Below are 25,581 nucleotides of genomic sequence, written 5' to 3' on the forward strand. Positions count from 1 at the left end.
CGGTCAGGATGGTGCCTTCTGTTGCCACTGCTTGCTATCCCTCTGCTGAGTGGTCGGGGCGCGTCGACGGATGTGCGCCGGCCGTCACCAGCGCCTCCACTGCCTTGCGCGGGTCCTTGCCGGTCACCAGGCTCTCGCCCACCAGGACGGCGTCGGCGCCGCCACGGGCATAGGCGAGCAGGTCGTGCGGACCGCGCACGCCCGACTCGGCGATCTTGATGACATTATCGGGGATCTTCGGCGCCAGCTTCGCGAAGACATCGCGGTCGACCTCGAGTGTCTTCAGATTTCGCGCGTTGATCCCGATGACCCGGGCGCCGGCGGCGACCGCCCGTTCGAGCTCCTCGTCGGTGTGCACCTCGACGAGCGGGGTGAGCCCGATCGACTCGGCCCGTTCGATGAGCGAGACCAGGGCCTCCTGCTCCAGGCAGACGACCATGAGCAGGGCCAGGTCGGCACCGTGGGCACGGGCCTCCCAGAGCTGGTAGGAGGTGAGGATGAAGTCCTTGCGCAGGATCGGGATGTCCACCCGGGCGCGGACCGCGGCCAGGTCTTCGAGGCTGCCCCCGAACTTGCGCCGCTCGGTCAGCACGCTGATGACGTGCGCGCCGCCCGCTTCGTAGTCGGCCGCCAGCGCCGCCGGGTCGGCGATCGCGGCGAGCGCGCCCTTCGACGGGCTGGAGCGCTTGACCTCGGCGATCACCGAGATGCGGTCGCCGCCCAGCGCGGCCATGGCGTCCCTGGGCGGCTGCGCCCGCTCGGCCCGCTGCTTGAGCTCGTCCATCGAGACGGCCTGCTGTCGTGCGGCGAGGTCGGCACGCACCCCGTCGAGGATGTCGTCGAGGACACTCGGCCCTTCCGTCCGCTCACTCACGCGCTTGAGGTCCCTCCGGTCGGCTTCTGGGGGTTGGCGGAGAGTTCGCGTCGCGTCCGCTCTCTGCCTTTATCCTGCGATGGTATCGGCCCCCGCGGGGTCACCTCACCACCGGACCCCATGTGAACGCCACCTATGGCGCGAGGAACGCCCCAAATGGAAGGTTACGGACGACCCAGTAGACGAGGATGATCGCGATGAACGCCCACAACCACGCCGGGTGGGCCAGCTTCGTCATTCTCGATCTGCCCTGCCAGGCCCGCACGACCCAGCGCCCCCACCAGAACAGCAGGAACGGGACCATCACCACGGCGAGAGGGTTGAGGCCGAGCGCGGCGACCGGGTCGAGGTGGGCCAGCGCGTGGATGGTGCGCATCGTGCCGCAGCCCGGGCAGTACAGGCCGGTGGCCCACAGGAACGGGCAGGTCGGGTAGTGACCGGGCTCGTTGGGGTCGATCGTGCCGACGACGGCGAACACGACGCCGGTGGCGGCCGCAACACCGAGCGGCGGCAGCAGGGCCCTCAGACGCCGCCTTCCGTCCCGCCCGGTGGTTGCGATGCTCATGCTCCTAGTATCTGCCTTCCCGTACGTGATGCGGCCGGGCTCAGTACGTGGTGCCGACCGTGGAGACGCTGGCCGCCAGGATCACGAAGAACAGCACGTACGCGATGATGAGCAGGCCGTAACCGACGGCGCCGATGATCAGGCTGCGCTTCCACCACGTCTTGGCCTCCTCGGAGGCCTGCTGCGCGCCGGCGAAGTCGCCGACCTGCCACTTCTGGTTGACCTGCGAGGACTTGACGATCGACACGATGCCGAGCGGGAGGCAGCAGAACAGGGTGGTGAGGATGGCGGGGACAAGGTGGTTGTCGGGCGGGGTGCCACCGCCACCGGGGGCGCCGTAACCGCCGCCGTAGCCACCGCCGCTCGGGGGCTGCTGACCGTAGCCGCCGTAGCCGCCGCCGCTGGGCGGCTGCTGACCGTAGCCACCGCCGCCGCTCGGGGGCTGCTGACCGTAACCGCCGCCACCGCTCGGGGGCTGCTGGCCGTAGCCACCGCCGCCGCTGGGCGGCTGCTGGCCGTAGCCGCCACCGCCGCTGGAGGGCTGCTGGCCGTAGCCGCCGCCGTAGCCGCCACCGCCGCTCGGCGGCTGCTGACCGTAACCGCCGCCGGACGGCTGGCCGCCGTAACCGCCGTCGCCCTGGTTACCGTAGCTCATGCTCATGACCCCTTATGTCGTCAGCTTCGAGTTCGAGTTGCGCGCGGCAGCCTAGCGAGAAACCATCTTTCACGTGGAATAACACCCGATTTGGGGATGATTCGTAATCGGACCGCAAGCGGGTCGTCACGGTCAGGTCACGCGCGTGCCAGGTTACCGGCGGGTTTACTAATACTCCGACGTGTACGAGGACGAGACCGCCGTCCCCATCCCGATCAGCGACATCAGCGCCGCGCCGAAGATCAGCCAGGTCACCAGCCAGAGCACGACCGTGATGTAGGAGGTGACCAGGCCGCCCACGGCCATCCCCGAGCCCTCCTCCCCCGTGCGCTTGATCCGGTTCAGCGCGATGTGTCCCAGGATCACGCCGGGAATGCTGGTGATGCCGCAGCCGACGAGCCCGATGATGCCCAGGACCAGCGAGGCCACCGCCATGCCGTTGGTGGGCCGGGAGTACGGCGGCGGTCCGTACTGGCCATACCCCGGCTGGCCATACCCCTGCTGGCCGTAGCCCGGTTGGCCGTAGCCGCCGCTCGGGGGCATCTGGCCGTAGCCGAGTTGCTGCGGATGGCTGTACGGCTGCTGGCCATAGCCCCCGCCGGTCGGGGGTTGCTGGCCGTATCCCCCTCCGCTCGGGGGCTGTGATCCGTAACCCCCGTTCCCCTGTGGCGGCGGGCCGTACCCGCCCGCGTTCGGCGGCTGCTGGCCATAGCCGCCGTCGGCACCCTGCTCCCCGTAGGTCATGACCTGGTTCCTCCGTCTTCGTGGCGCGTTGCCACGGAAGCTTAATGAGGAAACGCCCGCCGGACGGGCAAGGGTTCAAAACAGTGCAGGATTGGCCATTGCCGAATGTCAGCGGTGATCGGTGGGGTCGTCACCCCTGTCGAGCGCGTCCCAGAGCGCCCGGTCGTCCTCCGGCTTCGCGGAGGTACCTGCCGGCTTGCCCGCGTCACGGTCGTAGCGCGCCGACATGCCCGCCCACCTGCCGCCGCGGACGATCGCGAAGACTCCCCCGGCGATCATCAGCACCGCCCCCGCCGTCGAGACGACCGGCCACAGGGACAGGCTCTCCCAGGGCAGGCCCCCGACGCTCTGCAGCACGTTCCGCTCCCGCAGCCAGCCGGTGACGTTGCCGGCGTCGCGCGCGGTCCACGTCGCCACGGCGGCGCCCGCCCCGCACAGGGCGAGCAGCAGGCCGACCAGCCGGCGGCCCAGGCCCTTGGTGGCCAGCGCGGCCACCGCCCCGGCCAGTCCGGCGAGCGCCAGAGGGGTCAGCGCGGGAGCGAGGTCACCACCCGTCGGCGCCGTCACGTCGCTCTCCTGCAGAACCCGGACCCACGCCTGGCCCGCGGCGAGCAGCACCAGCAGGCAGCCCAGGACCGTCCCCGCCAGCCAGCCGAGCAGTTCGCCGCGTGCGGCCCGATCGCCCATCAGAAATCGCCCATCAGAACTGGAGTCCTCAGCCGAGCACGATCTCGAGCCGGTCGGCGTCGAAGCAGGTACGGTCGCCCGTGTGGCAGGCGCCGCCGCCCTGCTGATCGACCTTGACCAGGATGGTGTCGCCGTCGCAGTCGAGCGCCACGGACTTGACGTGCTGGACGTTGCCGGAGGTGTCGCCCTTGACCCAGAACTCCGCGCGGCTGCGGGACCAGTAGGTGGCCCGGCCGGTGGTGAGCGTCCGATGCAGGGCCTCGTCGTTCATCCAGGCCAGCATGAGCACCTCGCCGGTGTCGTACTGCTGGGCAATCGCGGGGACCAGGCCGTCGGGGTTGCGCTTCAGCCGGGCGGCAATCTTGGGGTCGAGGGACATGCCGCCCATTCAACCAGGCCCGCCGGGTGCCCCGTGAGGCGGCGGGTCAGGCCAGCGCCTGCGGGAGCGTGTCGTAGATGGGGAACAGCGGCGCCAGGTTCGTACGCCGAAGCCGCCGCAGCACCTGCCCGTCGGGCGCCACGAGCGCCATGGTCCCGTTCCTGTCCCGCAGCGAGGCCAGCAGCCGCACCAACACCCCGAGCCCTGTGGTGTCGATGAAGGTCAGCGCGCTCATGTCCACCACCAACCGGGGATCGTGCGTCGCCACCGCCTCGTTCAGGCAGCTGCGGACCCGCGCGACGTTGTCGGCGTCGATCTCGCCCACCAGGCTGACGACCACCTGCTCGCCGTGCCGGTGCCGCGACATCTCCAATACCTCCACGCTCCCAACCCCTCCCGCGGGCGACCCCGTTGGAAAGGTACACCTGCCTGCGTCGCGTCACGATGTGTTTTATCAGGAATGCGCTACGTGATGGCCGGGATCAGGGTAGTTTCGTCGGGACGCGTGCTAGGAGAGGACACCATCGTGGTCCACGTCGCGGGCTCCGTCCTCGACCCAGATCTGGGTGACCACGTCTGCCTGCCGTTCGAGGGCGAACGGGAGCGGATGACGGCCACGCGCGTCTTCACGATCAACGGGCTGCGCCGCCGTACCAAGGTGGTGATCATCACGCACGCCGACACCCCCGAGCGGACGCGTGGCTGGCTGGCGCCGCTCGTGCCGGGATTCGCCGACGCCGAGTCCGCGGGCCAGGTCGAGATCCTGGCCTGCGCCGACACCCACTTCACAAGTGGCTGCCTCGACCCCGAGCGGGTGTACGCGGGGCTGGCCGAGGCGGGGCGGCGGGCCCGCAGGCACGGGCAGCACGGCGTGTACGCGCTGGTCGACGCCTCCTGGGGAGTGCGCGACACCGAGGGGCAGGCGGTGTTCGAGGCGGCGATCAACGAGGTGTTCGGCGAGCGGTGGCTGGCCGCCGTGTGCGCCTACGACCGCAGGCTCTTCCGCCGCGGCGACCTGGACAGGGCCGCCTCGGTGCACCCGATCTCCCCGGAGCGGGCGCTGCTGCGCTTCGCCGCCACCACCTCGCCGCGCGGCCTGCGCGTCTGGGGCGACATCGACCTCACCAACCGGCCGGCGTTCGCCTCGCTGCTGGCGCCGCTGGAGAAGGAGCCGGGCGAGATCGTCATCGACGCCTCGGGGCTGGACTTCATCGACGTCGGCTCGGCGCAGTTGCTGACCCACATGGCGCTGGCCAGGCCGCCCGGGTCGTCCTCGATCGTCTGCCGCGGCTTTCTGGCCCGGCTGCTGCGGCTGATCGGGGCGACGCCGTTCATCGCCGTACGACGGGCGGACGATGTGTAGGCAGGTGCTCTGCGCCGCCTTCGCGCGGGGGCGCATCACCGCCATGCGCAGGACGGTGGCCGAGCACGCCGCCTACGAAGGGCTGACCGGCAGGCACCTGGAGGACTTCGTGCTGGCGGTCAACGAGATCACCACCAACGCGGTCCTGCACGGCGGCGGGCACGGCCGGCTACGACTGTGGTCGCACGGCGGGCGGCTGTGGTGCGAGGTCACCGATGAGGGCCCCGGGCTGCCCACGGGGTGGATGGGCGGCATCCGGGCGCCCGCGGGGCACGACTTCCGCGGGCGGGGTCTGTGGCTGACCAGCATGTTGTGCGATCACATCATGGTCGTGTCCGGGCCGGCCGGCACGACGGTGACCTTCGCCGCCGTGGGTGAATAGCCGTGGGTCAGGAGTGGGCGGCCGACACCCAGGAGGAGTGCAGGTCGGCGTACACGCCCGGTTGTCCGACCAGCTCCGCGTGCGGGCCGCGCTGCACCAGGCGGCCGGCGTCGAAGACCAGGACCTCGTCGGCGTTCTCCGCGGTGGACAGGCGGTGCGCGATGGAGATCGCCGTGCGGCCCCTGGTGACGCCTTCGAGCGCGCGCGCCAGGCGTACCTCCGTGGCCGGGTCAACCGCCGAGGTGGCCTCGTCCAGCAGGAGCAGGTCGGGGTCGGCGAGGTAGGCGCGGGCCAGCGCGACGAGCTGGCGCTCGCCCGCCGACAGCGACTCGCCGCGCTGCCCGACCGGCGTGTCCAGGCCCGCGGGCAGGCCCTCCAGCCAGTCGGCCAGGCCCAGCTCGGTCAGCGCCAGCTCGATCTCCTCGTCGGTGGCCGACGGCTTGCCGTAGCGGACGTTGTCGGCCAGCGTCCCGTCGAACAGGAAGCCGTCCTGGGGGACCATGACGATCCGCTCGCGCAGCGAGGAGAAGCGCACGTCGCGCAGGTCGTGGCCGTCCACGGTGACGCGCCCAGAGCCGGGGTCCATGAGCCTGGTCAGGAGCTTGGCGAACGTGGTCTTGCCCGACCCGGTCTCCCCCACCACGGCCACCCGGGAGCGGGGCGGGATCTCGATCGAGACCTCGCGCAGCACGGGCGCGCCGCCGGGGTAGGAGAAGTGCACGTCGTCGAAGGCGACCTCGATGGGACCGCGCGGCAGCACCGCGCCGGCCTCGCCGGGGTCGGCCACGTCCGGCGGGGTGTCGAGCACGCCGAGGATGCGGCGCCAGCCCGCGACCGCGTTCTGCGCCTCGTTCAGCACCTCGGTGGCGGTCTGCAGCGGCGCGACGAACAGCGTGACCAGGAACAGGAACGCCACCAGCCGGCCCTGCGTGATGTCGCCCGACAGGCCCAGCCGCACGCCGAGCAGCACGATGCCGGCGATGGCGACGGCGGCCACGATCTCGGTCAGCGGGAAGACGAAGCCGACGATGGTCTGCGCCCTGGTCTGCGCCTTCCTGTTGGCGTCCACGGCCCGGTCGATACGCTCGGCGGTACGGCCCTCGGAGGCGTAGGCCCTGATGACGGTGGCGCCGACGACGGACTCGCTGACCGCGGCCAGCATGTCACCGGTACGCTCGCGCACCACCGTGTACGCCCGCGAGAGCAGCCGCTGGAAGCGCGGCAGGGCGATCATCAGCGGGATGAAGCAGACCCAGACCAGCAGCGTGAGCTGCCAGGAGTAGACGAACATCAGGGCGGTGGCCACCAGCAGCTGGCCGAGCGCCACGATGATCATCAGCCCGCCCCACTGCATGAAGTTGCTGATCTGGTCGATGTCGTTGGTGACCCGGGAGACCAGGGCGCCGCGGCGCTCGGTGTTCTGGGTCAGCACCGACAGGTCGTGGACGTGGCGGAAGCCGCGTACGCGCAGGGTGGCCAGGGACGCCTCGGTGGCCTTGTACAGGCGCACGTTCATGAGGTATCCGGCCAGGGCCGTCAGCACCACCGCCGCCGCGCAGATCAGCACGGCGGCGGTGATGAAGGGCACGTCGGGGACGCCGCTCTTGAGCCCGCTGTCGATCGTCTGCTGGACCGCGATCGGCACGATGACCTTGCCGACGGTCGCGATGACGGCCAGCGCCAGCGTGCCCGCCAGGCCCTTGCGGAACTCGGGCGTGAACGACAGGCCGCGGCGGATGGTGGCCAGCGCGGAGCGTTCGGAGTCGCGCTGGATGATCTGCGCGGTCATGCGCTGACCTCTTCTTCTTCCAAGGGGGTGACGTCGATGGCGGCCCGCTCGGCCTCCTCGCGCTCGTAGGCGGTCACCAGGTTGCGGTAGCCGGCGCAGCGCTCGATCAGCTCGTCGTGCGGGCCACGGTCCACGACGCGGCCCTTGTCCAGGTAGATGACCTCGTCGGCGAGGGCGATGGTGGCCATGCGGTAGGCGACGACCACGACGGTTGACGCCTCCGCGGCGTCGCGCAGGCCGTACAGGATCTTGGCCTCGACCTGGGGGTCCACGCTGGAGGTGGCGTCGTCGAGGATGAGCAGGCGGGGGCGGCGCACGACCGCGCGGGCCAGGGCCAGGCGCTGGCGCTGGCCGCCGGACAGGGAGGCGCCGCGCTCGCCGACGCGGGTGTCCAGCCCGTCGGGCAGGCGGCCGACGAAGCCGTCGGCCTGGGCCAGCCGCAGGGCGGCCCACACATCCTCGTCCCGGCTCGCGTCCCGGTCGTCGCCGGGCTCGCCGCCGAGGGCGACGTTGCCGCGTACCGAGTCGTCGAACAGGAACGTCTGCTGCGGCACCAGCGCGATCGAGGCGGCCACGCCGCCGTAGGGCAGCTCCCGCAGGTCCACCTCGTCGAGCAGCACCTGTCCCGCCCCCGGGTCGACCAGGCGGCCGAGCAGCTGGACGAGCGTGGACTTGCCCGATCCCGTGGGGCCCACCAGGGCGACGGTACGGCCGGCGGGCACGTCGAAGGTGACGTCGTGCAGCACCTCGGCCTCGCCGTAGGCGTAGGAGACGCCGCGGACCTCCAGCTTGGCCGGGGCCGTGGAGGTGACGGGGGTGTCGCCGTACTCCATGGAGCCGCTCGCCTCCAGCACGGCCTGCACCCGCTGCCAGCCGACGACGCTGCGCGGCAGCTCGGCCAGCACCCAGCCCAGCGCCCTGATGGGGAAGGCCAGCAGGGTGAACAGGTAGGCCACCTGGACCAGGCCGCCGGCGTCGATCGCGCCCGCGGACAGGCGCATCGAGCCCACGGCCAGCACCACGAGCACGCCGATCGTGGGCAGCGCCTCCAGCATGGGGTCGAACAGGCCGCGCACCCGGCCGACGGCGATGTTGGCATCGCGCAGTTCGTGGGCGCGCCGCTGGAACCGCTCGGTCTCCAGGTCCTCGCGGCCGAGCGTCTTGACGACGAGCGCGCCGTCGAAGCTCTCGTGCGCGATCTCGCTGACCTCGGCGCGCAGTTGCTGGGCGCGGGTGGCCAGCGGGCTGAGCTTGCGCTGGTAGACCAGGTTGAGCAGGGCGATGGCCGGGAAGATGAGGAAGCCGACCAGGGCCAGGGGGAGGTCGGTGAACACCATCGCGACGGCCGCGGTGAACAGCATGACGATCACGCCCACGGCCATCGGCAGCGGCGCGAGCGGGGCCCAGGCGGCCTCGGCGTCGGCGCTGGCGTTGGACAGGAGCTGCCCGGTGGGGTGCCGGTGGTGCCAGGACAGCGGCAGGCGCAGGTACTGCTTGGTGACGTCGCGGCGCGACCTGGCCTGCATGCGGTACTGCATGACCCCGGCCAGGATGCGCCGCCCGGCCACGCCGAGCGCCTTGAGCAGCGCGGCGCCGAAGATCAGCAGTACGCCGGTCCACATCGCGCCCGCGGTGACGGCGCCGTCGGCGAACGAGGTGAGCACCACGTTCTGCGTCGCCCACCCGAGCGCCCAGGCGGAGGCGACGGTCATGCCGCCATAGACGGCGCTGGCCACGACTGCCAGCGTGAACACCGTCTTCTCGGTGCGAATGGCCACCCCAAGGACGCGGAGCCCCTGACGCATCACGGCCGAGGTGACCTTGCTCGCCACTCGGTGGGTCCTCTCAAGTCGGATGATTTCTCCGTATGTCAGTATCACTTCCGATCATGTGGTTATTCCCAGCGGTAGGGTTGGGCACGTGACCCATGCCCGCGACGAGCGCTCGGCGCTCTGCGATCTGCTAGACCGACTCGGCCCCGACGCGCCGACCCTGTGCGCGGGCTGGAGCACCTATGACCTGGCCGCCCACCTCGCGGTACGCGAGCGCAGGCCCGACGCGATGGGCGGCATCGCGCTCAAGCCGCTGGCCGGCTACACGGCCTCGGTGATGAACCGTTACAAAACCCGCTATCCCTTCCCCGAGCTGGTCTCCCTCATCCGCAAGCCGGGCGGCGTGTACGGCCTGCTGCCCGCACTCGACGAGGCCGTCAACGCGCTGGAACTGTTCGTGCACCACGAGGACGTGCGCCGGGCCCAGCCGTCCTGGGAGCCGCGCGAGTTGCCGGCCGACCTTGAGGCGGTCATCTGGAAGCGGGTCTCGACCGGGGCCAAGCTGATGTTGCGCAAGTCGCCCGTGGGCGTGGTGCTGCACCGGCTCGGCGGCGGCGTCACGCTCGGCGGGCCGCGCGGCGGCTCGCGGGTGGAGGTCACCGGCCGGGCGGCCGAACTGCTGGTCTTCTGTTTCGGGCGGCAGGAGCACGCCAGGGTGGAGCTGACCGGCGACCCCGGTTCCGTCAACGCCCTGCGCGCCGCCTCCCTGGGCGTCTGACCACCGCTCCCCCGCCTCGCTGGGCGTCGTCGCGTTCAACCATCGCCGCTCCCCCGCCCCGCTCGGCGTCGTCGCGTTCAACCATCGCCGCTCCCCCGCCCCGCTCGGCGTCTAGCCACCGCCGCTGTTCTCGTTTGTTTCCATCCGCTGCGCGGTGGTGGTCTGCGCCAGCCGCCGCAGCGAGCCGATGAGCGTGTCCCCCACCGAGGTGGCGATGACGGCGACCTCCACCGCGTCTTCGCGGCCCGCCACACCGCCCAGCAGGCGGAGGTCGGCCTCGGCTATCTTCTCCGCCACATCCGCGTAGACATCGAGCAGCCCGATCATGTCCTGGTGGCCGACCTCGTCGAGAATGGCCAGCACGCCGACGGCGGTGCGGAACGCGGGGTCGTCCTGCCTGACCCGCCAGCCGCGTGTGCGCGCCAGGCCGAGCAGGCGCTCCCGCGCCTTGTCCCTGGCCTGCCCCGGACGCGCGTCCTTCGGCTGTGTCACGGCCTTCTGCGCGGTCGCGAGCAGGTCACACATCTCCTGGCCGGGGTGGTCGGCGCGGGTGATCAGGTCATGAATGGCGGACAGGGACAACCCGCCGTACTCGACCAGCGCCCGGACGAGTTTGAGCCTGCGCACGTGGTCCTGGCCGTAGTCCGCCTGGTTGGGGGCGGCCGTCCGGCCCGGTTCGAGCAGGCCCTCCCTGATGTAGTACTTGATCGTCGGGACCGGAACGCCCGTCGTCTCGCTCAGTTCCGCCATCCGCACGCTTGCTCGTTTCCTCTCCTGCCAAGGTACGGGCCAGCGTAGCCAGGGCCGGTGACAAGTGGCGCTGCGGGTTTTCCGTCGGCGGAGAGCACCGCGCGGGGCGCGTACCGGCCCGCTGACCTGGGACTCTCACCGCCGGCCCGATCGGCGGGGCGATCGCGCGAAAACCCCGGCGCGGCAGGCGCTCACGAGTAATCTTCACCCCGTACCATGGCATGAGTAGGAAGCCCCCCGGTTAGGATCATGTACGTCTTCACTCGAGATGCCTAGTGATCGCCCAGATCCGGGTATATACGGCTGGGAACGGAACTGCAGGAGGCCCCCCATGCAGGTCAAGAAGGTGGTCACGTACGTCGCTGTGGCGTTCGTGGTCTTCTACCTGTTCACCCAGCCGGCCAATGCCGCCGCTGCGGTCAACAATGTGTTCGACGGAATCATCCAAGGAGCCGATCAGTTGGCCGTGTTCTTCTCAAGTGTTCTGACCTGACGAGAGGTTCTGTCTGCGTCAGGTGCTTCCCCGCGCTGCCAGATCGTGTTACGCAGGCAGGATGAGAGATCGCCCCAGCGGCACCAAGCCTCATCAGCTCGACCCCCATGCGCGACGCATCCTCGAGCGAGCTGAGCTCGAGGGTATCGAGCTGATCCGTTTTCTGTACGCCGACCACGGTGGCGTGATCCGTGGCAAGGCGGCATCCCGGTCGCGACTGGCCGAACGGCTCAGCACGGGCATCGGGCACACGGTGGCCATGATGGCGATGAACATGCTCGACCAGCTTCAGGAGGTCGAGCACCTGGGTCCGGTGGGCGAGGTCCGCATCGTCCCCGACCCCACCACGTACGTACCGCTGCCGCACGCTCCCGGCGCGGCCGCGATGCTGTCGGACCTGGTTCTCCCGGACGGCGCCGCGTGGGGGGCGTGCCCGCGCACGTTCCTGAAGGACGCCATCGCCGAACTCAGGACCGAGGGCTACGCGCTGGTGGCCGCGTTCGAGCCGGAGTTCACGCTCGGCCGGCGGCTGCCCGACCCGGGCGGCGGCTTCGACCGGCTCGTGCCGGTGGACGACTCGCTCTGCTACGCCGTCACGGGCTTCGACACCGCGCACGACTACACCATCAAGCTGATCCGCGCACTGGAGACGCAGGGCCTGCGCGTCGAGCACTACCATCCGGAGCTCGGCCCCGGCCAGCAGGAGTTGTCGGTACGCCACGCGCCCGCCCTGCGTGCCGCCGACAACCACGTCATCTACCGCGAGACGGTGCGCGGCGTGGCCATGCGCATGCAGATGTGGGCCTCACTGGCGCCCAAACCGCTGGCCGACCAGTCCGGCAACGGCGCCCACCTGCACCTGTCCCTGTGGAGCGACACGCACAACGTCTTCGCCGAGGAGAGCGAGGTACGTGACGGCTTCATCGGCGGCCTGATCGCGCACCTGCCCGCCCTCACCGCCCTGACCTGCGGCAGCGTCAACAGCTTCCGCCGGCTGGCGCCCCGCACGTGGTCCAGCGCCTACGCCGTGTACGGCCCGGACAACCGCGAGGCCGCCGTCCGGGTCTGCTCCCCGCTGGGTGAGACCGGCGAGCCGAACCTGGAGCTGAAACCGTCGGACTCCTCGGCCAACCCCTACCTGTCGCTCGGCGCCGTCATCCACGCGGGCCTCGACGGCATCCGGCGCAAGCTCGACCCCGGCGAGGCCGTGGACGTCGACCCGGACACCCGTCCGGGCCGCTATCCCCGCCTGCCCTCCTCGCTGGGTGAGGCGCTCGACGCGCTGGAGGCCGACGAAGTGCTCATGGAGGCGCTCGGGCCGCTGCGGCGCAGCGCGTACCTGGCCGTCAAGCGGTCCGAGGCGGCCGCGTTCGCCGCCAAGGACGTCTCCTACGAGCTCTTCCACCACCTGCGGGTGTTCTGAGCTAACGGACCGGGTGGCCTGCCATCCTGAGCGTGTCCTTGACCTCGGAGATCTTCAGCGTGCCGAAGTGGAACACGCTCGCCGCCAGCACGGCGTCGGCGCCCGCCGCCACCGCCGGAGGGAAGTCCTCCAGACGGCCCGCGCCGCCGCTGGCGATCACCGGCACACGGACGGCCGCCCTGACCGCGCGCAACATCTCCAGGTCGTAGCCGTCGAGTGTGCCGTCGCCGTCCATCGAGTTGAGCAGGATCTCGCCCACCCCGAGTTCCTCGCCACGGGCGGCCCACTCCACCGCGTCGATCCCCGTGCCGCGCCGCCCGCCATGGGTGGTCACCTCGAAGCCGCTCGCGGTGCCGGGCGCCCGGCGGGCGTCCACCGACAACACGATGCACTGCGCGCCGAACCTCCTGGACGCCTCGGTGAGCAGTTCCGGCCTGGCGATCGCGGCCGTGTTGAGCGAGACCTTGTCGGCGCCCGCCCGCAGCAGCCGGTCCACGTCCTCGACCGCGCGGACTCCCCCGCCGACGGTGAGCGGGATGAACACCTGTTCCGCCGTCCTGCGCACCACGTCGAGCATGGTCTCGCGCTCGCCGGAGGACGCCGTGATGTCCAGAAAGGTCAGCTCGTCGGCGCCTTCCTGGTCGTAGCGCCTGGCCAGCTCGACGGGATCGCCCGCGTCACGCAGGTTCTCGAAGTTGACGCCCTTGACCACGCGGCCGGCGTCCACGTCGAGACAGGGGATGACTCTTACCGCAACGGTCATGTTCGCAAAGCCTCGATCTCGATCTCTACCAGCATTCTCGGGTCGACCAGTCCGGCCACCCGTACCCCGGTGCAGGCGGGACGGACCTCGCAGAAAACGTCGTGGATGGCCCTGCCGACCAGGTCGAAGTGGCGCTGCTCCACCACGTAGTAGCGGACCATGACGACATCGTGCACCGTCAGGCCGCCCAGCAGGACGGCTTCGAGCGCGATGTCCATCGCGGTCAGGCTCTGCTTGTAGGCGTCGCCGACGTGGCGTACCTCTCCGTCGACCGTGGCCGTGCAGCCGGACACGATCACGCGCTCGCCCGCCACCACCGCGCGAGCGTAGCCGTACCTTTCCTCCCAGATGCCGCCCGAGAACACCCTGTAACCGGTGCTCTCCATGCTGATGCTGCTTACGCCCATCTCGCCCCCTCCCGGCAAGAGCTACACACGAACCGCGGCAAGCGCGTCTTCCAGCGTGAACGCGTGAGCGTACAGGGCCCTGCCCACGATGGCGCCCTCCACTCCGTCCGGGACGAGAGAAGCGAGAGACACCAGGTCATCGAGGCTGGAAACGCCGCCGCTGGCGATGACCGGCTTGTCGGTACGGGCGCAGATCTGCCGGTACAGGTCGAGGTTGGGGCCCTGCATCATGCCGTCCTTGGTCACGTCGGTGACCACGTAACGGGGGCAGCCGTCGGCCTCCAGCCGGTCCAGGACCTCCCACAGGTCGCCGGAGTCCTTGGTCCAGCCGCGCGCGGCCAGCGTGGTGCCGCGCACGTCGAGCCCGACCGCGATCCTGTCGCCGTGCTCAGCGATGATCTTCCGGCACCATTCGGGGTTCTCCAGCGCGGCGGTGCCGATGTTGACCCGGCGGCAGCCGGTGGCCAGCGCGGCGGCCAGGGAGTCGTCGTCGCGGATGCCGCCGGACAACTCCACGTTCACGTCCAGCTTGCCGATCACCTCGGCGATCAGCTCCCGGTTACTGCCCCGCCCGAACGCGGCGTCCAGGTCGACCATGTGGATCCACTCGGCGCCCGCCTCCTGCCAGGCCGACGCGGCGGCCATGGGAGCGCCGTGGGCGGTCTCGGTCCCGGCCTCGCCCTGCGTCAGGCGTACGGCCTGGCCGTCCACGATGTCCACGGCGGGCAGCAAAACGAGCGACATTCAGGTCCTCCGGTCGAATGCGAGGGTCATGACAACGGGTGCGAGCAGCAGGGAGAAGATCAGGACGGCGAAGCTGAGCGGGAAGGACCCCCACACCAGCCAGACGAGCACCTGCACGATCAGGAAACCGACCGCCACCGCGCCGTTCTGGGCTCGGTGGCGGCGGGCCAGCAGGCCGCCCTGGCGATAGAACCGCACCGGGCGCGGAATCAGGCGGGCCAGTAAGGCGCGGCGGCGGGACCTGCGCGCCTGGCGCTCCTCGTTGGCCCGGATGGCGCGCGCCCGCTCGGCCTCCCGCTCGGCCCTGCGGCGGGCGCGCTCCTTGCTCATCGCGGGCTCTTGGCAGGGCTCTTGGCTGGGCTCATCGGGAGACTCATCGAAGGGCTCATCGAGAGGCTCATAGGAGACCGAGCCAGTTGCGCAGCAGTGCGGCGCCGGCGTCGCCGGACTTCTCGGGATGGAACTGGGTGGCCATGAGCGGGCCGTTCTCCACGGCGGCCACGAACGGCACCCCGTGCTCGGCCCACGTGACGACCGGCTCGGCGAAGCCGTCGCCGGAGCGCAACTCCCACTCGCGCACCCCGTAGGAGTGCACGAAGTAGAAACGCGTGGCCGCGTCGAGCCCGCCGAACAACACGCTGCCCTCGGGTGACTTGACCGTGTTCCACCCCATGTGGGGCAACACCGGCGCGTCGAGCCGCTCGACCGTGCCCGGCCACTCGCCGCAGCCCTCGGTCTCCACGCCGTGCTCGACGCCCCTGGCGAACAGGATCTGCATGCCCACGCAGATGCCCAGCACCGGCCGGCCCCCGGACAGGCGGCGGCCGACGATCTGGTCGCCGCGCACGGCCTTGAGCCCCTTCATACACGCCTCGAACGCGCCCACGCCCGGCACGACGAGCCCGTCGCACTCCCGCGCCGCCTCGAAGTCGGACGTCACGGTCACCTCGGCGCCCGTCCTGGCCAGGGCGCGCTCGGCCGAGCGCAGGTTGCCCGAGCCGTAGTCGAGCACCACGACGTTCTTCCTCACCACCACATCACCCCCGCCGTGATCGCCATCACCGCGCCGAGCGCGCAGACGGCCGCACCGACCTTGAGCCCCTGGCGTACCAGGGAGAACACGCCGCCGCCGAGGAACAGCCCGAGGAAGAGCAGCACGATGGCGAGCAGGTTGTCGGTCATAGGACGCCCTTGGTACTCGGCACCCCCGTGGCCCGGGGGTCGAGCTCCGACGCCTCGCGCAGCGCCCTGGCCAGCGCCTTGAACTGGGACTCCACGATGTGGTGGGCGTTGCGGCCGTAGGGGACGTGCACGTGCAGGCAGATCGCCGCCTGCGCCACGAACGACTCCAGGATGTGCCGGGTCATCGTCGTGTCGTACTCGGGGCCGATCATCGGCGCCATGCCCTCGGGCTCGGAGTGCACGAGGTACGGCCGGCCGGACAGGTCGACGGTCACCTGGGCGAGCGACTCGTCCAGCGGGCACGACGCGCTACCGAACCGCCTGATGCCCGACTTGTCGCCCAGCGCCTGGCGGAACGCCGCGCCCAGTGCGAGCGCGGTGTCCTCGATCGTGTGGTGCGAGTCGATGTGCAGGTCGCCCTCGGTCTTGACGGTCAGGTCGAACAGGCCGTGCTTGCCGAGTTGGGCCAGCATGTGGTCGTAGAAGCCGACCCCCGTGGACACCTCCACCCGGCCGGTGCCGTCGAGGCCCACCTCCACCAGGACCGAGGTCTCCTTCGTGACACGCTCAATGCGCCCTACGCGGCTCAAAGCACTCCTTCCAGGGCGGCGCGGAAGGCCGCCATCTCCTCGCCCGTGCCGATCGAGACACGCAGCCATTCCGGCGGGCCCACCTCACGGATGAGCACCCCGCGCTCCAGCATCCCCTGCCACACCGCGCGCCGGTCGGGAAAACGCCCGAACAGCACGAAATTGGCGTCGGAGTCGGCCACGGTCAGGTCCTTGGACCGCAGCCACGCCACGATGTCGTCCCGCTCGCGCCGCAGCGCGTCAACCGTGCCGAGCAGCTCGACCCGGTGCCGCAGCGCCACCCGCGCCGCCGCCTGGGTGATCGTGGACAGGTGGTACGGCAGCCGTACCAGCAGCAGCGCCTCGATCACGGCCGGGTGCGCGGCCAGGTAACCCACGCGGGTGCCCGCCATGGCGAACGCCTTGGACATCGTCCTGGTGACGATCAGCCTCGGGTGCGCGGGCAGCAGGGTCAGCGCCGACGGCGTGCCCTCGCGGGCGAACTCCGCGTACGCCTCGTCCACCACGACCATGCCGGGCGCCGCGGCCAGCACCGCCTCGATCGTCTCCAGCGGCTGCGCGGTGCCCGTGGGGTTGTTCGGCGAGGTGAGGAAGACGATGTCGGGGCGGTGCTCCTCGATCGCGGCCGTGGCCTTGCCGGGGTCGAGTGAGAAGTCCTCCTCGCGGCTGGCCCTGATCCACTCCGTGCTGGTGCCGCTGGTGATGATCGGGTGCATGGAGTAGGACGGCTCGAACCCGATGGCGGTACGGCCGTGGCCGCCGAACGCCTGGAGGATCTGCTGGAGCACCTCGTTGGAGCCGTTGGCGGCCCACACCTGCTCGGTGGCCAGGCCGTGGCCGAGATAGGCGGCCAGGTCGGCGCGCAGGTCCACCGCGTCCCTGTCGGGGTAGCGGTTGAGCTCGCCCGCCCGCGCCCCGATCTCCGCGGCCAGGTCGGCGACCAGCGCGGCGGAGGGCGGGTAGGGGTTCTCGTTGGTGTTGAGCCGGACCGGGACGTCGATCTGGGGCGCGCCGTAGGGCGTCTTGCCCCGCAGGTCCTCGCGGATGGGCAGGTCGTCGAGGGTCACGGCGCTGCTGGACCGACCTTCGGCGGTCACGTCGCGACCGGGCTGACCTTCGGCGGTGACGTCACCGCCGGGCCGAGCTTCGGCGGTCACGTCGCGGCCGGGCTGATCTTCGTTCTTCACTCGGGCACTCGCCAGTCGAATCGGGCGCGGATCGCCGCGCCGTGTGCGGGCAGGTCTTCGGCGTCGGCCAGGACCGACACATGGGCCGCCGCGCCCGCGAGCGCCTCACGGCTGTAGTCGACGACGTGGATGCCGCGCAGGAACGACTGCACCGACAGCCCGCTGGAGTGGCAGGCGCAGCCGCCCGTGGGCAGCACGTGGTTGGAGCCGGCCAGGTAGTCGCCGAGCGAGACGGGCGCGTACGTGCCCACGAAGATCGCCCCGGCGTTGCGCACGCGCGCGGCGACGGCCGCCGCGTCGGCGGTGTGGATCTCCAGGTGCTCGGCGGCGTAGACGTCGACCACCTTCAGGCCGTCGTCGATCGAGTCGACCAGCACGATGCCCGACTGCCTGCCGCTCAGCGCCTCGGTGATGCGCTCGGTGTGCCTCGTGGCCGAGACCTGGCCCGGCAGTTCCTTCTCCACCGCGTCGGCCAGCTCGGGGCTGGTGGTGACCAGGACGGCGGCGGCGATCGTGTCGTGCTCGGCCTGGCTGATCAGGTCGGCGGCGACGTGCACCGGGTCGGCCGTCTCGTCGGCCAGGATGGCGATCTCCGTCGGGCCGGCCTCGGAGTCGATGCCGATGCGGCCCTTGAGCAGCCGCTTGGCCGCCGCCACGTAGATGTTGCCGGGACCGGTCACCATGGTGACGGGCGAGCACTCCTCGGTGCCGTAGGCGAACATCGCCACGGCCTGCGCCCCGCCCACCGAGTAGACCTCGTCCACGCCGAGCAGCGCGCACGCGGCCATGATCGTGGGGTGCGGCAGGCCGCCGAACTCCTTCTGCGGCGGGCTGGCCACGGCCAGCGAACCGACCCCGGCCTCCTGGGCCGGCACCACGTTCATCACGACGCTGGAGGGATAGACCGCGCGGCCGCCGGGGACGTAGAGGCCCACCCGATCGACCGGCACCCACCGCTCGGTCACCGTGCCGCCGGGCACGACCTCGGTGGTGACGTCGGTGCGCCGCTGGTCGCGGTGGACCAGCCTGGCCCGCCTGATCGACTCCTCCAGCGCGGCCCGCACCTTCGGGTCCAGCTCGGCCAGCGCCCTGGTCAGGGTCTCGGCGGGGACGCGGGCGGAGGCGATCTCGACACCGTCGAACCTGGCGGTCAGCTCCCGTACGGCTGCCGCCCCGCGATGGCGTACGTCCTCGCAGATGGGCCGCACCTTCTCAAGGGCGGCCTCGACGTCGAGGTCGGCGCGTGGCAGCACGTCGCGCAGGTCCCCGGGCAGGGAACCGCGCATGTCGATACGGGAAATCACCCTGACAGTCTACGGAGTCCGGGGCCTGAATCTGGTTCTGTCCATCATGCGGACACTGCGCGCGCCGCGCTTGGGGGCACTGCGCGCCGCACTTGAAGGACGGTACATGAGGAGGCCGCGGGGCGGCGCTCGCCGACGTCCGCCCCGCGGCCACCATTCGCCCCGGACCGGGCCTGCCGGGGCGGGCGTCGTGGCCATCACGGGGGTACGGCCACGACCGGGAAACGCTTGAGCCCGTCACAACTGCCCCGGGCCGTGAGCCTCTAACGCCCTGAGCCAAGAAAAACTTGGAGTAAGGAAAAGATGGCGTTAAGTTGTTTTTGCCCGAAGATCGTGCCGTTGACGAGCACGGCGGCCTTTTCCGAGGTCAGGCGAGGCCGCGCACATTACATGTCCATTATGTCCGGCCGCTTACCCTTACGGCATGGGACATTGGCGCGGGCCTGACGGCATCCTTGTCGAGGCGATCATCCTGGATGACCGCCCGCTGCTGCGTGTCACCCATGAGGTCGGCGGCACGACCTACCTGCGCGGCTACTGCGCCACGGTCTCCGAACTGGGCGAACACGGCGTTGACCTGGCCGAACTGGTCGAATACAGCCCACTTGACCATCTGTAGACCCCCGGTCGACACTGTCGATCAACCGGACGGGGTACGGCCAGCACCATGGTGCGGCTGCCGGCCTACGCGCCGATGCTGGCCCAGCTGGGCACCCTGAGTTCCGTCCAGGGCGCCGACTGGGCCGTGGAGATGAAATGGGACGGCGTACGCGCCCTCGCCTACGTCGAGGACGGCGCCGTCCGGCTGATGTCGCGCAACGGCAAGGACACCACCCCCGCCTATCCCGAACTGCAGCTCATGGCCGGCGCCACCGGCGGGCACGCCGCCGTGCTCGACGGGGAGGTGGTGGCCTTCGACGAGGCCGGGCGGCCCAGCTTCGAGGCGCTGCAGCCACGGATGCACCAGCGCAACCCGGCGGCCGTGGCCGAACTGGTCAGGGCGGTGCCGGTGACGTACATGGCCTTCGACCTCCTGCACCTCGACGACGACCCCGTGGTCACCCGGCCCTACACCGAGCGCCGCGAACTGCTGGAGGGCCTGCTCACGCCCGGGTACCGGTGGCAGGTGCCCGTCTGGTTCGCCGGGCACGCCTCGCAGGCGTTCGACTCCTCCCGGCAGCTCGGGCTCGAAGGGGTCGTGTGCAAGCGGATGGGCTCGCCGTACCGGCCGGGGCGGCGCAGCGGCGAGTGGACCAAGGTCAAGAACGTCAGGTCCGTCGAGGTCGTCATCGGCGGCTGGAAGCCCGGCGGCGGGCGGCGCTCCGGGACGATCGGGTCGCTGCTGATCGGCGCGTACGATCCGGCCGGCCTGCTGCGGTACGTCGGCCACGTCGGCACCGGCTTCACCGAGTCCATGCTGCGCGAACTGCTGGAACGGCTGGCCCCGCTGGAACGGCCCGACCCGCCCTTCGGCGAGGCGGTGCCGCGCGAGCACGCCCGCGACGCGCGCTGGGTGGAGCCGCGGGTGGTCGGTGAGGTACAGTACGCCGAGGTCACCGGCGACGGGCGGCTGCGGCATCCCTCCTGGCGGGGGCTGCGGCGCGACCGCTCGCCCGAGGAGGCCACCACGCGGGAGATCCTGCCGGACGGCGACCCGGGCGAGGCCGCCGCCGGCTGACCGGCCTCCGGCGGGCGCGCTACGGACCGACCCTTCGGAGGCGAGCGCGCTCCGGACCGACCCTTCGGAGGCGAGCGCGCTCCGGACCGATCCTCCAGGCGGGCACGCTCCGGGCCGATCCTCCAGGCGGGCACGCTCCGGGCCGATCCTCCAGGCGGGCACGCTCCGGGCCGATCGGTCTTCTCCGACACGCGACCCTAACTACACTTCGTTCCCTTATGGTGACTTACAGTGATCGAGAGGTTGTCTAGCAGCTCGGGGGACACTGTGCGGAAAACTCTCGTCACCACCTTGACCACGCTGGCCGGGGCCACGCTCGCCCTTCCCGCGACGGCCGACCCGGCGCCGCCCGCCGCCCCGGTCGCGCAGGCCGCACCGGTGGCGAGTGCCGAGCAGCCGCCCGCGACAGGGGTGAAGGCGGACCGGCCCGCCAAGGCGAACCGCTCCTGGGGAGCCGCGGCCTCACCGGTGATGCGCCCCGGCCGCGCCGTGCGCTACTGGACAGTCGGCAAACAGGCCAAGGCCAAGGCGGCCGAACTGCCCCAGAGCCTGCCCACCATGAGCGCGGAGACGATCACGGGCACAGGTGAGGCCGCGACGGGCGCGGACGGGGAGGCGGCGACCGGGAGCGGAGCCGTCCGGCAGGGCAGTGTGCCCGGGGCCAAGCGGATCACCCCCAACGGCGACACCAACGGCTACGCGCGGGTGCGCCGGCCGTACACGGGAGTGCCCTACAGCCGCATCAGCGGCCGGCTGTTCTTCGTCAACGCCGCCGGGCACGGCGACTCCTGCAGCGCCTCCGTCGTACGCTCGGCGGCCGGCCTGCTCATCGCCACCGCGGCCCACTGCGTGTACGGCGTCCCCCAGGGCTCGGCCACCGGCAAGTGGCACAGCAGCTTCGCCTTCGTGCCCGCCTACGACGGCCGGGCGGCCAGCGAGCAGAAGCGCGAGCCGTACGGGCGGTGGGGCGGGCGGCGGGCGTGGAAGCCCGACGGGTACACCGGGATGGCCGGCGGCGACTGGAACTCCATCTACGACATCGCCCTCATCGAGGTCGGCCGGCGCAACCGCACCCTGCAGGACGCCGTCGGCGCGTTCACCCCGATGCTCAACCAGGGCGGCAGGCACACGATCGCCACCACCGGCTACCCCGGCCTGCTCGGCAGGAAGCCGTACGACGGCCGCGACCAGGTCTGGTGCCTGGGCAAGACCAGGCAGGTCCACGGGGTCGCACGTACCGAGACCATGCTCGCCGCCCGCTCGGCCGGCGCGGCGTCGAAGGCGGGGCGGCTGGAGACCTACAACTGCCACCTGTACAAGGGGCACAGCGGCGGGCCGTGGATCCTCAGGAGCACCGGCGACCTGGTCGGGGTGCTGTCGGCGGGCAAGGAGGACGGCGAGGCGGACGGCAACTCGGTCGCCAACGCGCTCAACCCGGAGGGCTACGGCGCGATCGTCAAGCAGGCCGATCCGCGTGGCCTCTACGACGCGCTGTCGGTTGTCCTGTCGGGCCCCGCCCGGCCGGTCAGGCGTGGCGGCGCCGCCACGGTCACGGCCACGGTCACCATGCGCGGCCTGATGTCGGCCGCCCAGGTGCCCGTCAAGCTGACCGTGCCGGACGGCGTGAGCCTGACCAGGGTCGGCGGGGCCGCCTGCAAGAGCAGTTCCCGCGAGGCGGCCTGCACGATCGGCGTCATCCGGCCCGGCAGGCCCGTCCGGATCGCCGCCCACGTACGGGTGGACGCGGACGCGCCGCGCCGCCTGCCGATCACCGCCCGCGTCACCTCCACCCGCCTGGACCCGACCCAGCGCGACAACACCAGCGTCCTGCGCCTGCCGACCACCGGCTGAAGGTTTCAGGAGGCGGGCACGGGGGCCGGTTCCTTGAGGGTGCGGGCCAGCAGCCAGGCCAGCACCGGGAACACGATCAGGCACGCCAGCGCCGCCTTCAGCGACGCGGCCTGCGCCACCGCGCCCACCAGCGGGCTGGCCAGGCCGCCCACGCTCACCGCCAGGCCCAGGGTGACGCCGCTGGCCGTGCCCACCCGGGTCGGCAGGAAGTCCTGGCCGAGCGTGACGTGCAGGGAGAAGGGCGCGTACAGGCAGATCGAGGAGGCGGCGATGAACAGGTACGCGGCGGGGCCCGGCACGAACACCACCCCGGCCACCGCGGGCACGGCCAGCGCGTAGGCCAGGCGCATCGTCGGCATCCGGCCCCGGCGCGCCGCCAGCCTGCCGCCCAGCACGGTGCCCACCGCCCCGCCGCCGAACAGCACGAACAGCGCCACCGCGCCGGCCGCCCCGCCGCCCATGAACAGGGCCACGAAGGCGCTCAGGCCGACGTACACCACGGAACGGAAGACGATCACCAGCGTCAGCCTGACGAACGACGGCCAGTCGTCCCGTCCCGAGACCGGCGCGGCGGCCCGCGCCGCCTGACCGCCTCCGGACAGCGCCCTGATCGCCGGCAGCGTCACCAGCGCGCCCAGCACAGCGGGCAGCACGAGGAACGGCGAGGCGCCCAACCCCCACCCCGACAGCAGCGGCGTCACCAGTACGGGAGCCGAGGCGAAGCCCAGCGTCCCGCCCAGCGAGAACCAGCTCATCCGCACGTGGCTGCCCTCGCTGGCGATCCTGGCCAGCCGGGCGGACTCCGGGTGGTAGGCGGCCACGCCCAGCCCCGACAGGGCCACGGCCAGCCAGATCAGCACGTACGAGTCCGCCGCCCCACCGGCCGCCACCCCGACCCCGGCCAGGATCATGCTCACCGGGATCAGCCACGGCATGCGCCACTTGTCCGTCAGCACACCGAAGAGCGGCTGCACGATCGACGACAGCAGCGTGGCGGCCAGCACGATGCCGGAGACGGCGACGTATCCGTAGCCGCGCTCGGCCACCAGGAAGGGCACCAGCGCGGGCACCGCCCCCTGGTAGAAGTCCACGGTGGCATGGCCGCCGGCCAGCATGGGAATCCTGTTCACCCTACGAATCATCGTTCGCCGGACCACTGGCCCGCTTCCGATAAAATGCCAACTTATGTCGGAAATCCGCCACCTGTCCGAGGCCCCCACCGGCCGGCGCCCCCTCGCGCCGGGCGCGGGCATCGACGCGCACCGGCACGACACCCACCAGATCGTGTACGCCTGCCGAGGCGTCCTGTCGGTCACCACGGACGCCGGCGTCTGGGTGGCGCCCGCGAACCGGGCGATCTGGGTGCCCGCGGGAACCGTCCACGAGCACCGCGCCCACGGCGACACGGACCTGCGCCTGGTGGGGCTCACGCGGAACCCGCTGGACCTGGACCGGCCTGCCGTGCTGGCGGTCGGCCCCCTGCTCCGCGAACTGATCATCGCCTACACCCACACCCCAGGCCCCGACCTCGCCCCCGCCGACGCTTCCGTCGGCGCCGACGTCCGGGACGGCAGGGAACAGGGCGGGGACCAGGGCGGGGAACACGGCGGGGAGCGGCGACGCTTGCTGGCGGTGCTGCTCGATCAGCTCAGGCGCGCCCCCGAGCAGCCGCTGCACCTGCCCACCGCCAGGGACCCCCGGCTGGCCGCCGTCTGCGCCGCCCTGCACCGCGACCCCGCCGACCCCAGCACGCTGGCCGGGTTCGCCGCCAGGACCGGCACCAGCGACCGCACGCTGGCCCGCCTCTGCCGGGCCGAGCTCGGCATGACCTTCCCCCAGTGGCGCACCCAGCTCCGCCTCCACCACGCCCTGCTCCTGCTCGCCGACGGAACCCCGGTGACCACCGTGGCGCACCGGTGCGGGTGGGCGTCGGCGAGCGCGTTCATCGACGTGTTCAGGAGGGCGTTCGGGTACACGCCCGGCCGTTTGCGACCGGTGGACGAATGATCGGTTAACTTTTGGGACGTACAACCGAAAACCCCTATTTACGCCGGACCTGCTTGCTTCAATGACCCGGGTGTCAAGCTCGATCTTCATCGCGCGGCAGGACCGGGAAGAGGACCGCCCCCGGCTCCCCGACCCCAAGGAGCGGGCCCGGCTCCTGACCTACCTCGGCCAGGGGCGGCCCGTGGGCGCGGACGGCGCACGTACCGACGGCGTCTGGATCTGGACCGAGACCGACCTGCGCCACCTGCGCGACCGCGCGCTGCGCCCCGACCCGGAGTTGTGCCGGCACGCCGCGGCCCGGCGGTACGTCCCGCCCCAGGTCGACGAAACCACCGCCGTACGCGCCGAACGCGCCTGGCAGGCCGCCCTCCTGACACGCACGCCGCACCCCGCCACGCCTCCGATCGTCACCGGGACGGAGGCCGGCACCCTGACCGTGGCCGGCGACCTGACCGCGCGGGAGCGGGCCATCCTCGACGAGATGCTCGGCGGCCCAGACGAAACGCCCGGCCGGCGCCCATGAGCCAGGAGTTCCGGGCCATGATCGAGGGCCTGACCGAGGAGTACAACCGCCAGGCCGCCCAGATCCGTACGATGCACGCCGAGCTCAACGACCTGACGGTCACCGCCACCTCCGGCGACGGCATGGTCACCGTCACGATGGGCCACCGCGGCCAGGTCCGGTCGCTGAAGCTGAACCCGCGCGTCTACCAGAAGCTGTCGCCATCCGAGCTGAGCGCGGCGATCCTCGCACAGATCAACACCGCGACCGCCCAGGTGGCCGAGCGCTCCAAGGAGCTGATGGCCCCGTTCGTCCCCGAGGGCCTGCCGTACGAGGAGGTGTTCGGCGCCGGCGCCGGTCCTGAGGCGTTCCTGCCGGCGCCGGTCGAGCCGCCCCGCGAGGAGGCCGGGTGAGCTCGGGATACAACGTACGGCGCCCGGCCCTGGACCGTACCGGGGCCCGCTACGGGGAGGACGCCGACCAGGTCACGCGATGGCGGGACGAGCTGAAGGCGGTCTTCGAGCAGGAGGGCAACCCGCTGGGCGACGACCAGTACGGCGCGGCGCTCTCCGGCCAGATGACCCAGCTCAACAACGAGCTGTTCGACGCCTTCGACGCCTACATCGCCGAACTGGAAGGCGTGCGGACCGGGCTGAAGGGCAGCGACGGCGCCTACGGGGCGGCCGAGCAGGCCGGCTCGGGCAGCTGAGCG

The 25,581-nt window shown here is 71.5% G+C and carries 32 protein-coding genes; 12 read left to right on the forward strand and 20 right to left on the reverse strand.

Annotated elements, in window-relative coordinates:
- Nucleotides 1-34: 34 nt before the first annotated feature.
- The 7 genes from trpC to AB0I81_RS41935 form a co-directional block, all read right to left on the reverse strand.
- A complete protein-coding gene (gene trpC, locus AB0I81_RS41905) occupies nucleotides 35-874 on the reverse strand; it encodes an indole-3-glycerol phosphate synthase TrpC (protein ID WP_360669482.1) in 840 nt (279 codons plus the stop codon).
- Nucleotides 875-1,007: 133 nt separating this feature from the next.
- Nucleotides 1,008-1,439, reverse strand: coding sequence for a DUF2752 domain-containing protein (locus AB0I81_RS41910; RefSeq protein ID WP_360669485.1), 432 nt, complete (start codon nucleotides 1,437-1,439; stop codon nucleotides 1,008-1,010).
- A gap of 40 nt (nucleotides 1,440-1,479) precedes the next feature.
- Entirely contained in the window at nucleotides 1,480-2,094 is a 615-nt protein-coding gene (locus tag AB0I81_RS41915; RefSeq protein WP_360669488.1) for a CD225/dispanin family protein, read from the reverse strand.
- 168 nt (nucleotides 2,095-2,262) lie between these two features.
- Entirely contained in the window at nucleotides 2,263-2,838 is a 576-nt protein-coding gene (locus tag AB0I81_RS41920; protein WP_360669491.1) for a DUF4190 domain-containing protein, read from the reverse strand.
- A 108-nt stretch (nucleotides 2,839-2,946) separates the two neighbouring features.
- Nucleotides 2,947-3,525, reverse strand: a complete 579-nt coding sequence (locus AB0I81_RS41925) for a Trp biosynthesis-associated membrane protein (protein ID WP_360669494.1) — start codon at nucleotides 3,523-3,525, stop codon at nucleotides 2,947-2,949.
- A gap of 28 nt (nucleotides 3,526-3,553) precedes the next feature.
- Entirely contained in the window at nucleotides 3,554-3,904 is a 351-nt protein-coding gene (gene hisI, locus AB0I81_RS41930; RefSeq protein WP_360669497.1) for a phosphoribosyl-AMP cyclohydrolase, read from the reverse strand.
- A 46-nt stretch (nucleotides 3,905-3,950) separates the two neighbouring features.
- On the reverse strand, nucleotides 3,951-4,286 hold the full coding sequence (locus AB0I81_RS41935) for an STAS domain-containing protein (protein WP_360669500.1): 336 nt from the start codon (nucleotides 4,284-4,286) through the stop codon (nucleotides 3,951-3,953).
- Nucleotides 4,287-4,409: 123 nt separating this feature from the next.
- Here AB0I81_RS41935 and AB0I81_RS41940 point away from each other — a divergent pair, with 123 nt between their 5' ends.
- Nucleotides 4,410-5,267, forward strand: coding sequence for an MEDS domain-containing protein (locus AB0I81_RS41940; RefSeq protein ID WP_360669503.1), 858 nt, complete (start codon nucleotides 4,410-4,412; stop codon nucleotides 5,265-5,267).
- Entirely contained in the window at nucleotides 5,260-5,649 is a 390-nt protein-coding gene (locus AB0I81_RS41945; RefSeq protein WP_360669506.1) for an ATP-binding protein, read from the forward strand. Before AB0I81_RS41940 ends, AB0I81_RS41945 begins: the two co-directional genes overlap by 8 nt.
- 7 nt (nucleotides 5,650-5,656) lie before the next feature.
- On the opposite strand, the gene AB0I81_RS41950 is transcribed toward AB0I81_RS41945, so the two are convergent.
- On the reverse strand, nucleotides 5,657-7,438 hold the full coding sequence (locus AB0I81_RS41950; protein WP_360669509.1) for an ABC transporter ATP-binding protein: 1,782 nt from the start codon (nucleotides 7,436-7,438) through the stop codon (nucleotides 5,657-5,659).
- Nucleotides 7,435-9,243: an ABC transporter ATP-binding protein gene (locus AB0I81_RS41955; protein ID WP_360669725.1), complete on the reverse strand. Its 1,809-nt coding sequence runs from the start codon at nucleotides 9,241-9,243 to the stop codon at nucleotides 7,435-7,437. Before AB0I81_RS41955 ends, AB0I81_RS41950 begins: the two co-directional genes overlap by 4 nt.
- A 115-nt stretch (nucleotides 9,244-9,358) precedes the next feature.
- Between AB0I81_RS41955 and AB0I81_RS41960 the strand changes: the two genes are divergently transcribed.
- Nucleotides 9,359-9,988 (forward strand): TIGR03085 family metal-binding protein, encoded by a 630-nt coding sequence (locus tag AB0I81_RS41960; RefSeq protein ID WP_360669512.1) that lies wholly within the window; start codon nucleotides 9,359-9,361, stop codon nucleotides 9,986-9,988.
- Between the two features lie 111 nt (nucleotides 9,989-10,099).
- On the opposite strand, the gene AB0I81_RS41965 is transcribed toward AB0I81_RS41960, so the two are convergent.
- Nucleotides 10,100-10,738: a MerR family transcriptional regulator gene (locus AB0I81_RS41965; RefSeq protein ID WP_360669728.1), complete on the reverse strand. Its 639-nt coding sequence runs from the start codon at nucleotides 10,736-10,738 to the stop codon at nucleotides 10,100-10,102.
- A gap of 331 nt (nucleotides 10,739-11,069) precedes the next feature.
- On the opposite strand from AB0I81_RS41965, the gene AB0I81_RS41970 reads away from it, so the two are divergent.
- Complete coding sequence (locus AB0I81_RS41970; protein WP_360669515.1) at nucleotides 11,070-11,231, forward strand: hypothetical protein; 162 nt, start codon at nucleotides 11,070-11,072, stop codon at nucleotides 11,229-11,231.
- 61 nt (nucleotides 11,232-11,292) lie between these two features.
- Nucleotides 11,293-12,654 (forward strand): glutamine synthetase family protein, encoded by a 1,362-nt coding sequence (locus tag AB0I81_RS41975; RefSeq protein ID WP_360669518.1) that lies wholly within the window; start codon nucleotides 11,293-11,295, stop codon nucleotides 12,652-12,654.
- A 1-nt stretch (nucleotide 12,655) separates the two neighbouring features.
- Here AB0I81_RS41975 and hisF read toward each other — a convergent pair whose 3' ends face one another.
- The 9 genes from hisF to hisD all read right to left on the reverse strand — a co-directional run bounded on the left by hisF (nucleotide 12,656) and on the right by hisD (nucleotide 18,831).
- Nucleotides 12,656-13,417 (reverse strand): imidazole glycerol phosphate synthase subunit HisF, encoded by a 762-nt coding sequence (gene hisF / locus AB0I81_RS41980; protein WP_360669521.1) that lies wholly within the window; start codon nucleotides 13,415-13,417, stop codon nucleotides 12,656-12,658.
- Nucleotides 13,414-13,824 (reverse strand): Rid family hydrolase, encoded by a 411-nt coding sequence (locus tag AB0I81_RS41985; RefSeq protein ID WP_360669524.1) that lies wholly within the window; start codon nucleotides 13,822-13,824, stop codon nucleotides 13,414-13,416. The genes hisF and AB0I81_RS41985 overlap by 4 nt, the downstream gene beginning before the upstream one ends.
- 21 nt (nucleotides 13,825-13,845) lie before the next feature.
- Complete coding sequence (gene priA / locus AB0I81_RS41990; RefSeq protein WP_360669527.1) at nucleotides 13,846-14,568, reverse strand: bifunctional 1-(5-phosphoribosyl)-5-((5-phosphoribosylamino)methylideneamino)imidazole-4-carboxamide isomerase/phosphoribosylanthranilate isomerase PriA; 723 nt, start codon at nucleotides 14,566-14,568, stop codon at nucleotides 13,846-13,848.
- Nucleotides 14,569-14,898: a hypothetical protein gene (locus AB0I81_RS41995; protein WP_360669530.1), complete on the reverse strand. Its 330-nt coding sequence runs from the start codon at nucleotides 14,896-14,898 to the stop codon at nucleotides 14,569-14,571.
- 67 nt (nucleotides 14,899-14,965) lie between these two features.
- Nucleotides 14,966-15,598, reverse strand: a complete 633-nt coding sequence (gene hisH, locus AB0I81_RS42000; protein ID WP_360669533.1) for an imidazole glycerol phosphate synthase subunit HisH — start codon at nucleotides 15,596-15,598, stop codon at nucleotides 14,966-14,968.
- A complete protein-coding gene (locus AB0I81_RS42005; protein WP_360669536.1) occupies nucleotides 15,595-15,750 on the reverse strand; it encodes a hypothetical protein in 156 nt (51 codons plus the stop codon). The genes hisH and AB0I81_RS42005 overlap by 4 nt, the downstream gene beginning before the upstream one ends.
- Nucleotides 15,747-16,340: an imidazoleglycerol-phosphate dehydratase HisB gene (gene hisB, locus AB0I81_RS42010; protein WP_360669539.1), complete on the reverse strand. Its 594-nt coding sequence runs from the start codon at nucleotides 16,338-16,340 to the stop codon at nucleotides 15,747-15,749. The genes AB0I81_RS42005 and hisB overlap by 4 nt, the downstream gene beginning before the upstream one ends.
- A complete protein-coding gene (locus AB0I81_RS42015) occupies nucleotides 16,337-17,407 on the reverse strand; it encodes a histidinol-phosphate transaminase (protein WP_360669731.1) in 1,071 nt (356 codons plus the stop codon). The genes hisB and AB0I81_RS42015 overlap by 4 nt, the downstream gene beginning before the upstream one ends.
- A 116-nt stretch (nucleotides 17,408-17,523) precedes the next feature.
- Nucleotides 17,524-18,831: a histidinol dehydrogenase gene (gene hisD / locus AB0I81_RS42020; protein WP_360669542.1), complete on the reverse strand. Its 1,308-nt coding sequence runs from the start codon at nucleotides 18,829-18,831 to the stop codon at nucleotides 17,524-17,526.
- A 424-nt stretch (nucleotides 18,832-19,255) separates the two neighbouring features.
- Here hisD and AB0I81_RS42025 point away from each other — a divergent pair, with 424 nt between their 5' ends.
- The 3 genes from AB0I81_RS42025 to AB0I81_RS42035 all read left to right on the forward strand — a co-directional run bounded on the left by AB0I81_RS42025 (nucleotide 19,256) and on the right by AB0I81_RS42035 (nucleotide 22,360).
- On the forward strand, nucleotides 19,256-19,450 hold the full coding sequence (locus tag AB0I81_RS42025; RefSeq protein ID WP_360669545.1) for a hypothetical protein: 195 nt from the start codon (nucleotides 19,256-19,258) through the stop codon (nucleotides 19,448-19,450).
- 48 nt (nucleotides 19,451-19,498) lie between these two features.
- On the forward strand, nucleotides 19,499-20,509 hold the full coding sequence (gene ligD / locus AB0I81_RS42030; RefSeq protein WP_360669548.1) for a non-homologous end-joining DNA ligase: 1,011 nt from the start codon (nucleotides 19,499-19,501) through the stop codon (nucleotides 20,507-20,509).
- A 267-nt stretch (nucleotides 20,510-20,776) separates the two neighbouring features.
- Complete coding sequence (locus AB0I81_RS42035; RefSeq protein WP_360669550.1) at nucleotides 20,777-22,360, forward strand: trypsin-like peptidase domain-containing protein; 1,584 nt, start codon at nucleotides 20,777-20,779, stop codon at nucleotides 22,358-22,360.
- A gap of 5 nt (nucleotides 22,361-22,365) precedes the next feature.
- Here the strand turns inward: AB0I81_RS42035 and AB0I81_RS42040 are convergent, their stop codons facing one another.
- Nucleotides 22,366-23,490 carry an MFS transporter gene (locus tag AB0I81_RS42040; RefSeq protein WP_360669553.1) on the reverse strand — a complete coding sequence of 375 codons (1,125 nt, stop codon included), beginning with the start codon at nucleotides 23,488-23,490 and terminating at the stop codon, nucleotides 22,366-22,368.
- Between the two features lie 55 nt (nucleotides 23,491-23,545).
- On the opposite strand from AB0I81_RS42040, the gene AB0I81_RS42045 reads away from it, so the two are divergent.
- The 4 genes from AB0I81_RS42045 to AB0I81_RS42060 all read left to right on the forward strand — a co-directional run bounded on the left by AB0I81_RS42045 (nucleotide 23,546) and on the right by AB0I81_RS42060 (nucleotide 25,578).
- Nucleotides 23,546-24,367, forward strand: coding sequence for a helix-turn-helix transcriptional regulator (locus AB0I81_RS42045; RefSeq protein ID WP_360669556.1), 822 nt, complete (start codon nucleotides 23,546-23,548; stop codon nucleotides 24,365-24,367).
- Nucleotides 24,368-24,437: 70 nt separating this feature from the next.
- Nucleotides 24,438-24,890 (forward strand): hypothetical protein, encoded by a 453-nt coding sequence (locus AB0I81_RS42050; protein ID WP_360669558.1) that lies wholly within the window; start codon nucleotides 24,438-24,440, stop codon nucleotides 24,888-24,890.
- Complete coding sequence (locus tag AB0I81_RS42055; RefSeq protein ID WP_360669561.1) at nucleotides 24,887-25,282, forward strand: YbaB/EbfC family nucleoid-associated protein; 396 nt, start codon at nucleotides 24,887-24,889, stop codon at nucleotides 25,280-25,282. The genes AB0I81_RS42050 and AB0I81_RS42055 overlap by 4 nt, the downstream gene beginning before the upstream one ends.
- Complete coding sequence (locus tag AB0I81_RS42060; protein WP_360669564.1) at nucleotides 25,279-25,578, forward strand: hypothetical protein; 300 nt, start codon at nucleotides 25,279-25,281, stop codon at nucleotides 25,576-25,578. Before AB0I81_RS42055 ends, AB0I81_RS42060 begins: the two co-directional genes overlap by 4 nt.
- Nucleotides 25,579-25,581: the final 3 nt, after the last annotated feature.

It is taken from the genome of Nonomuraea sp. NPDC050404 (assembly GCF_040655495.1).
Lineage (GTDB): Bacteria > Actinomycetota > Actinomycetes > Streptosporangiales > Streptosporangiaceae > Nonomuraea.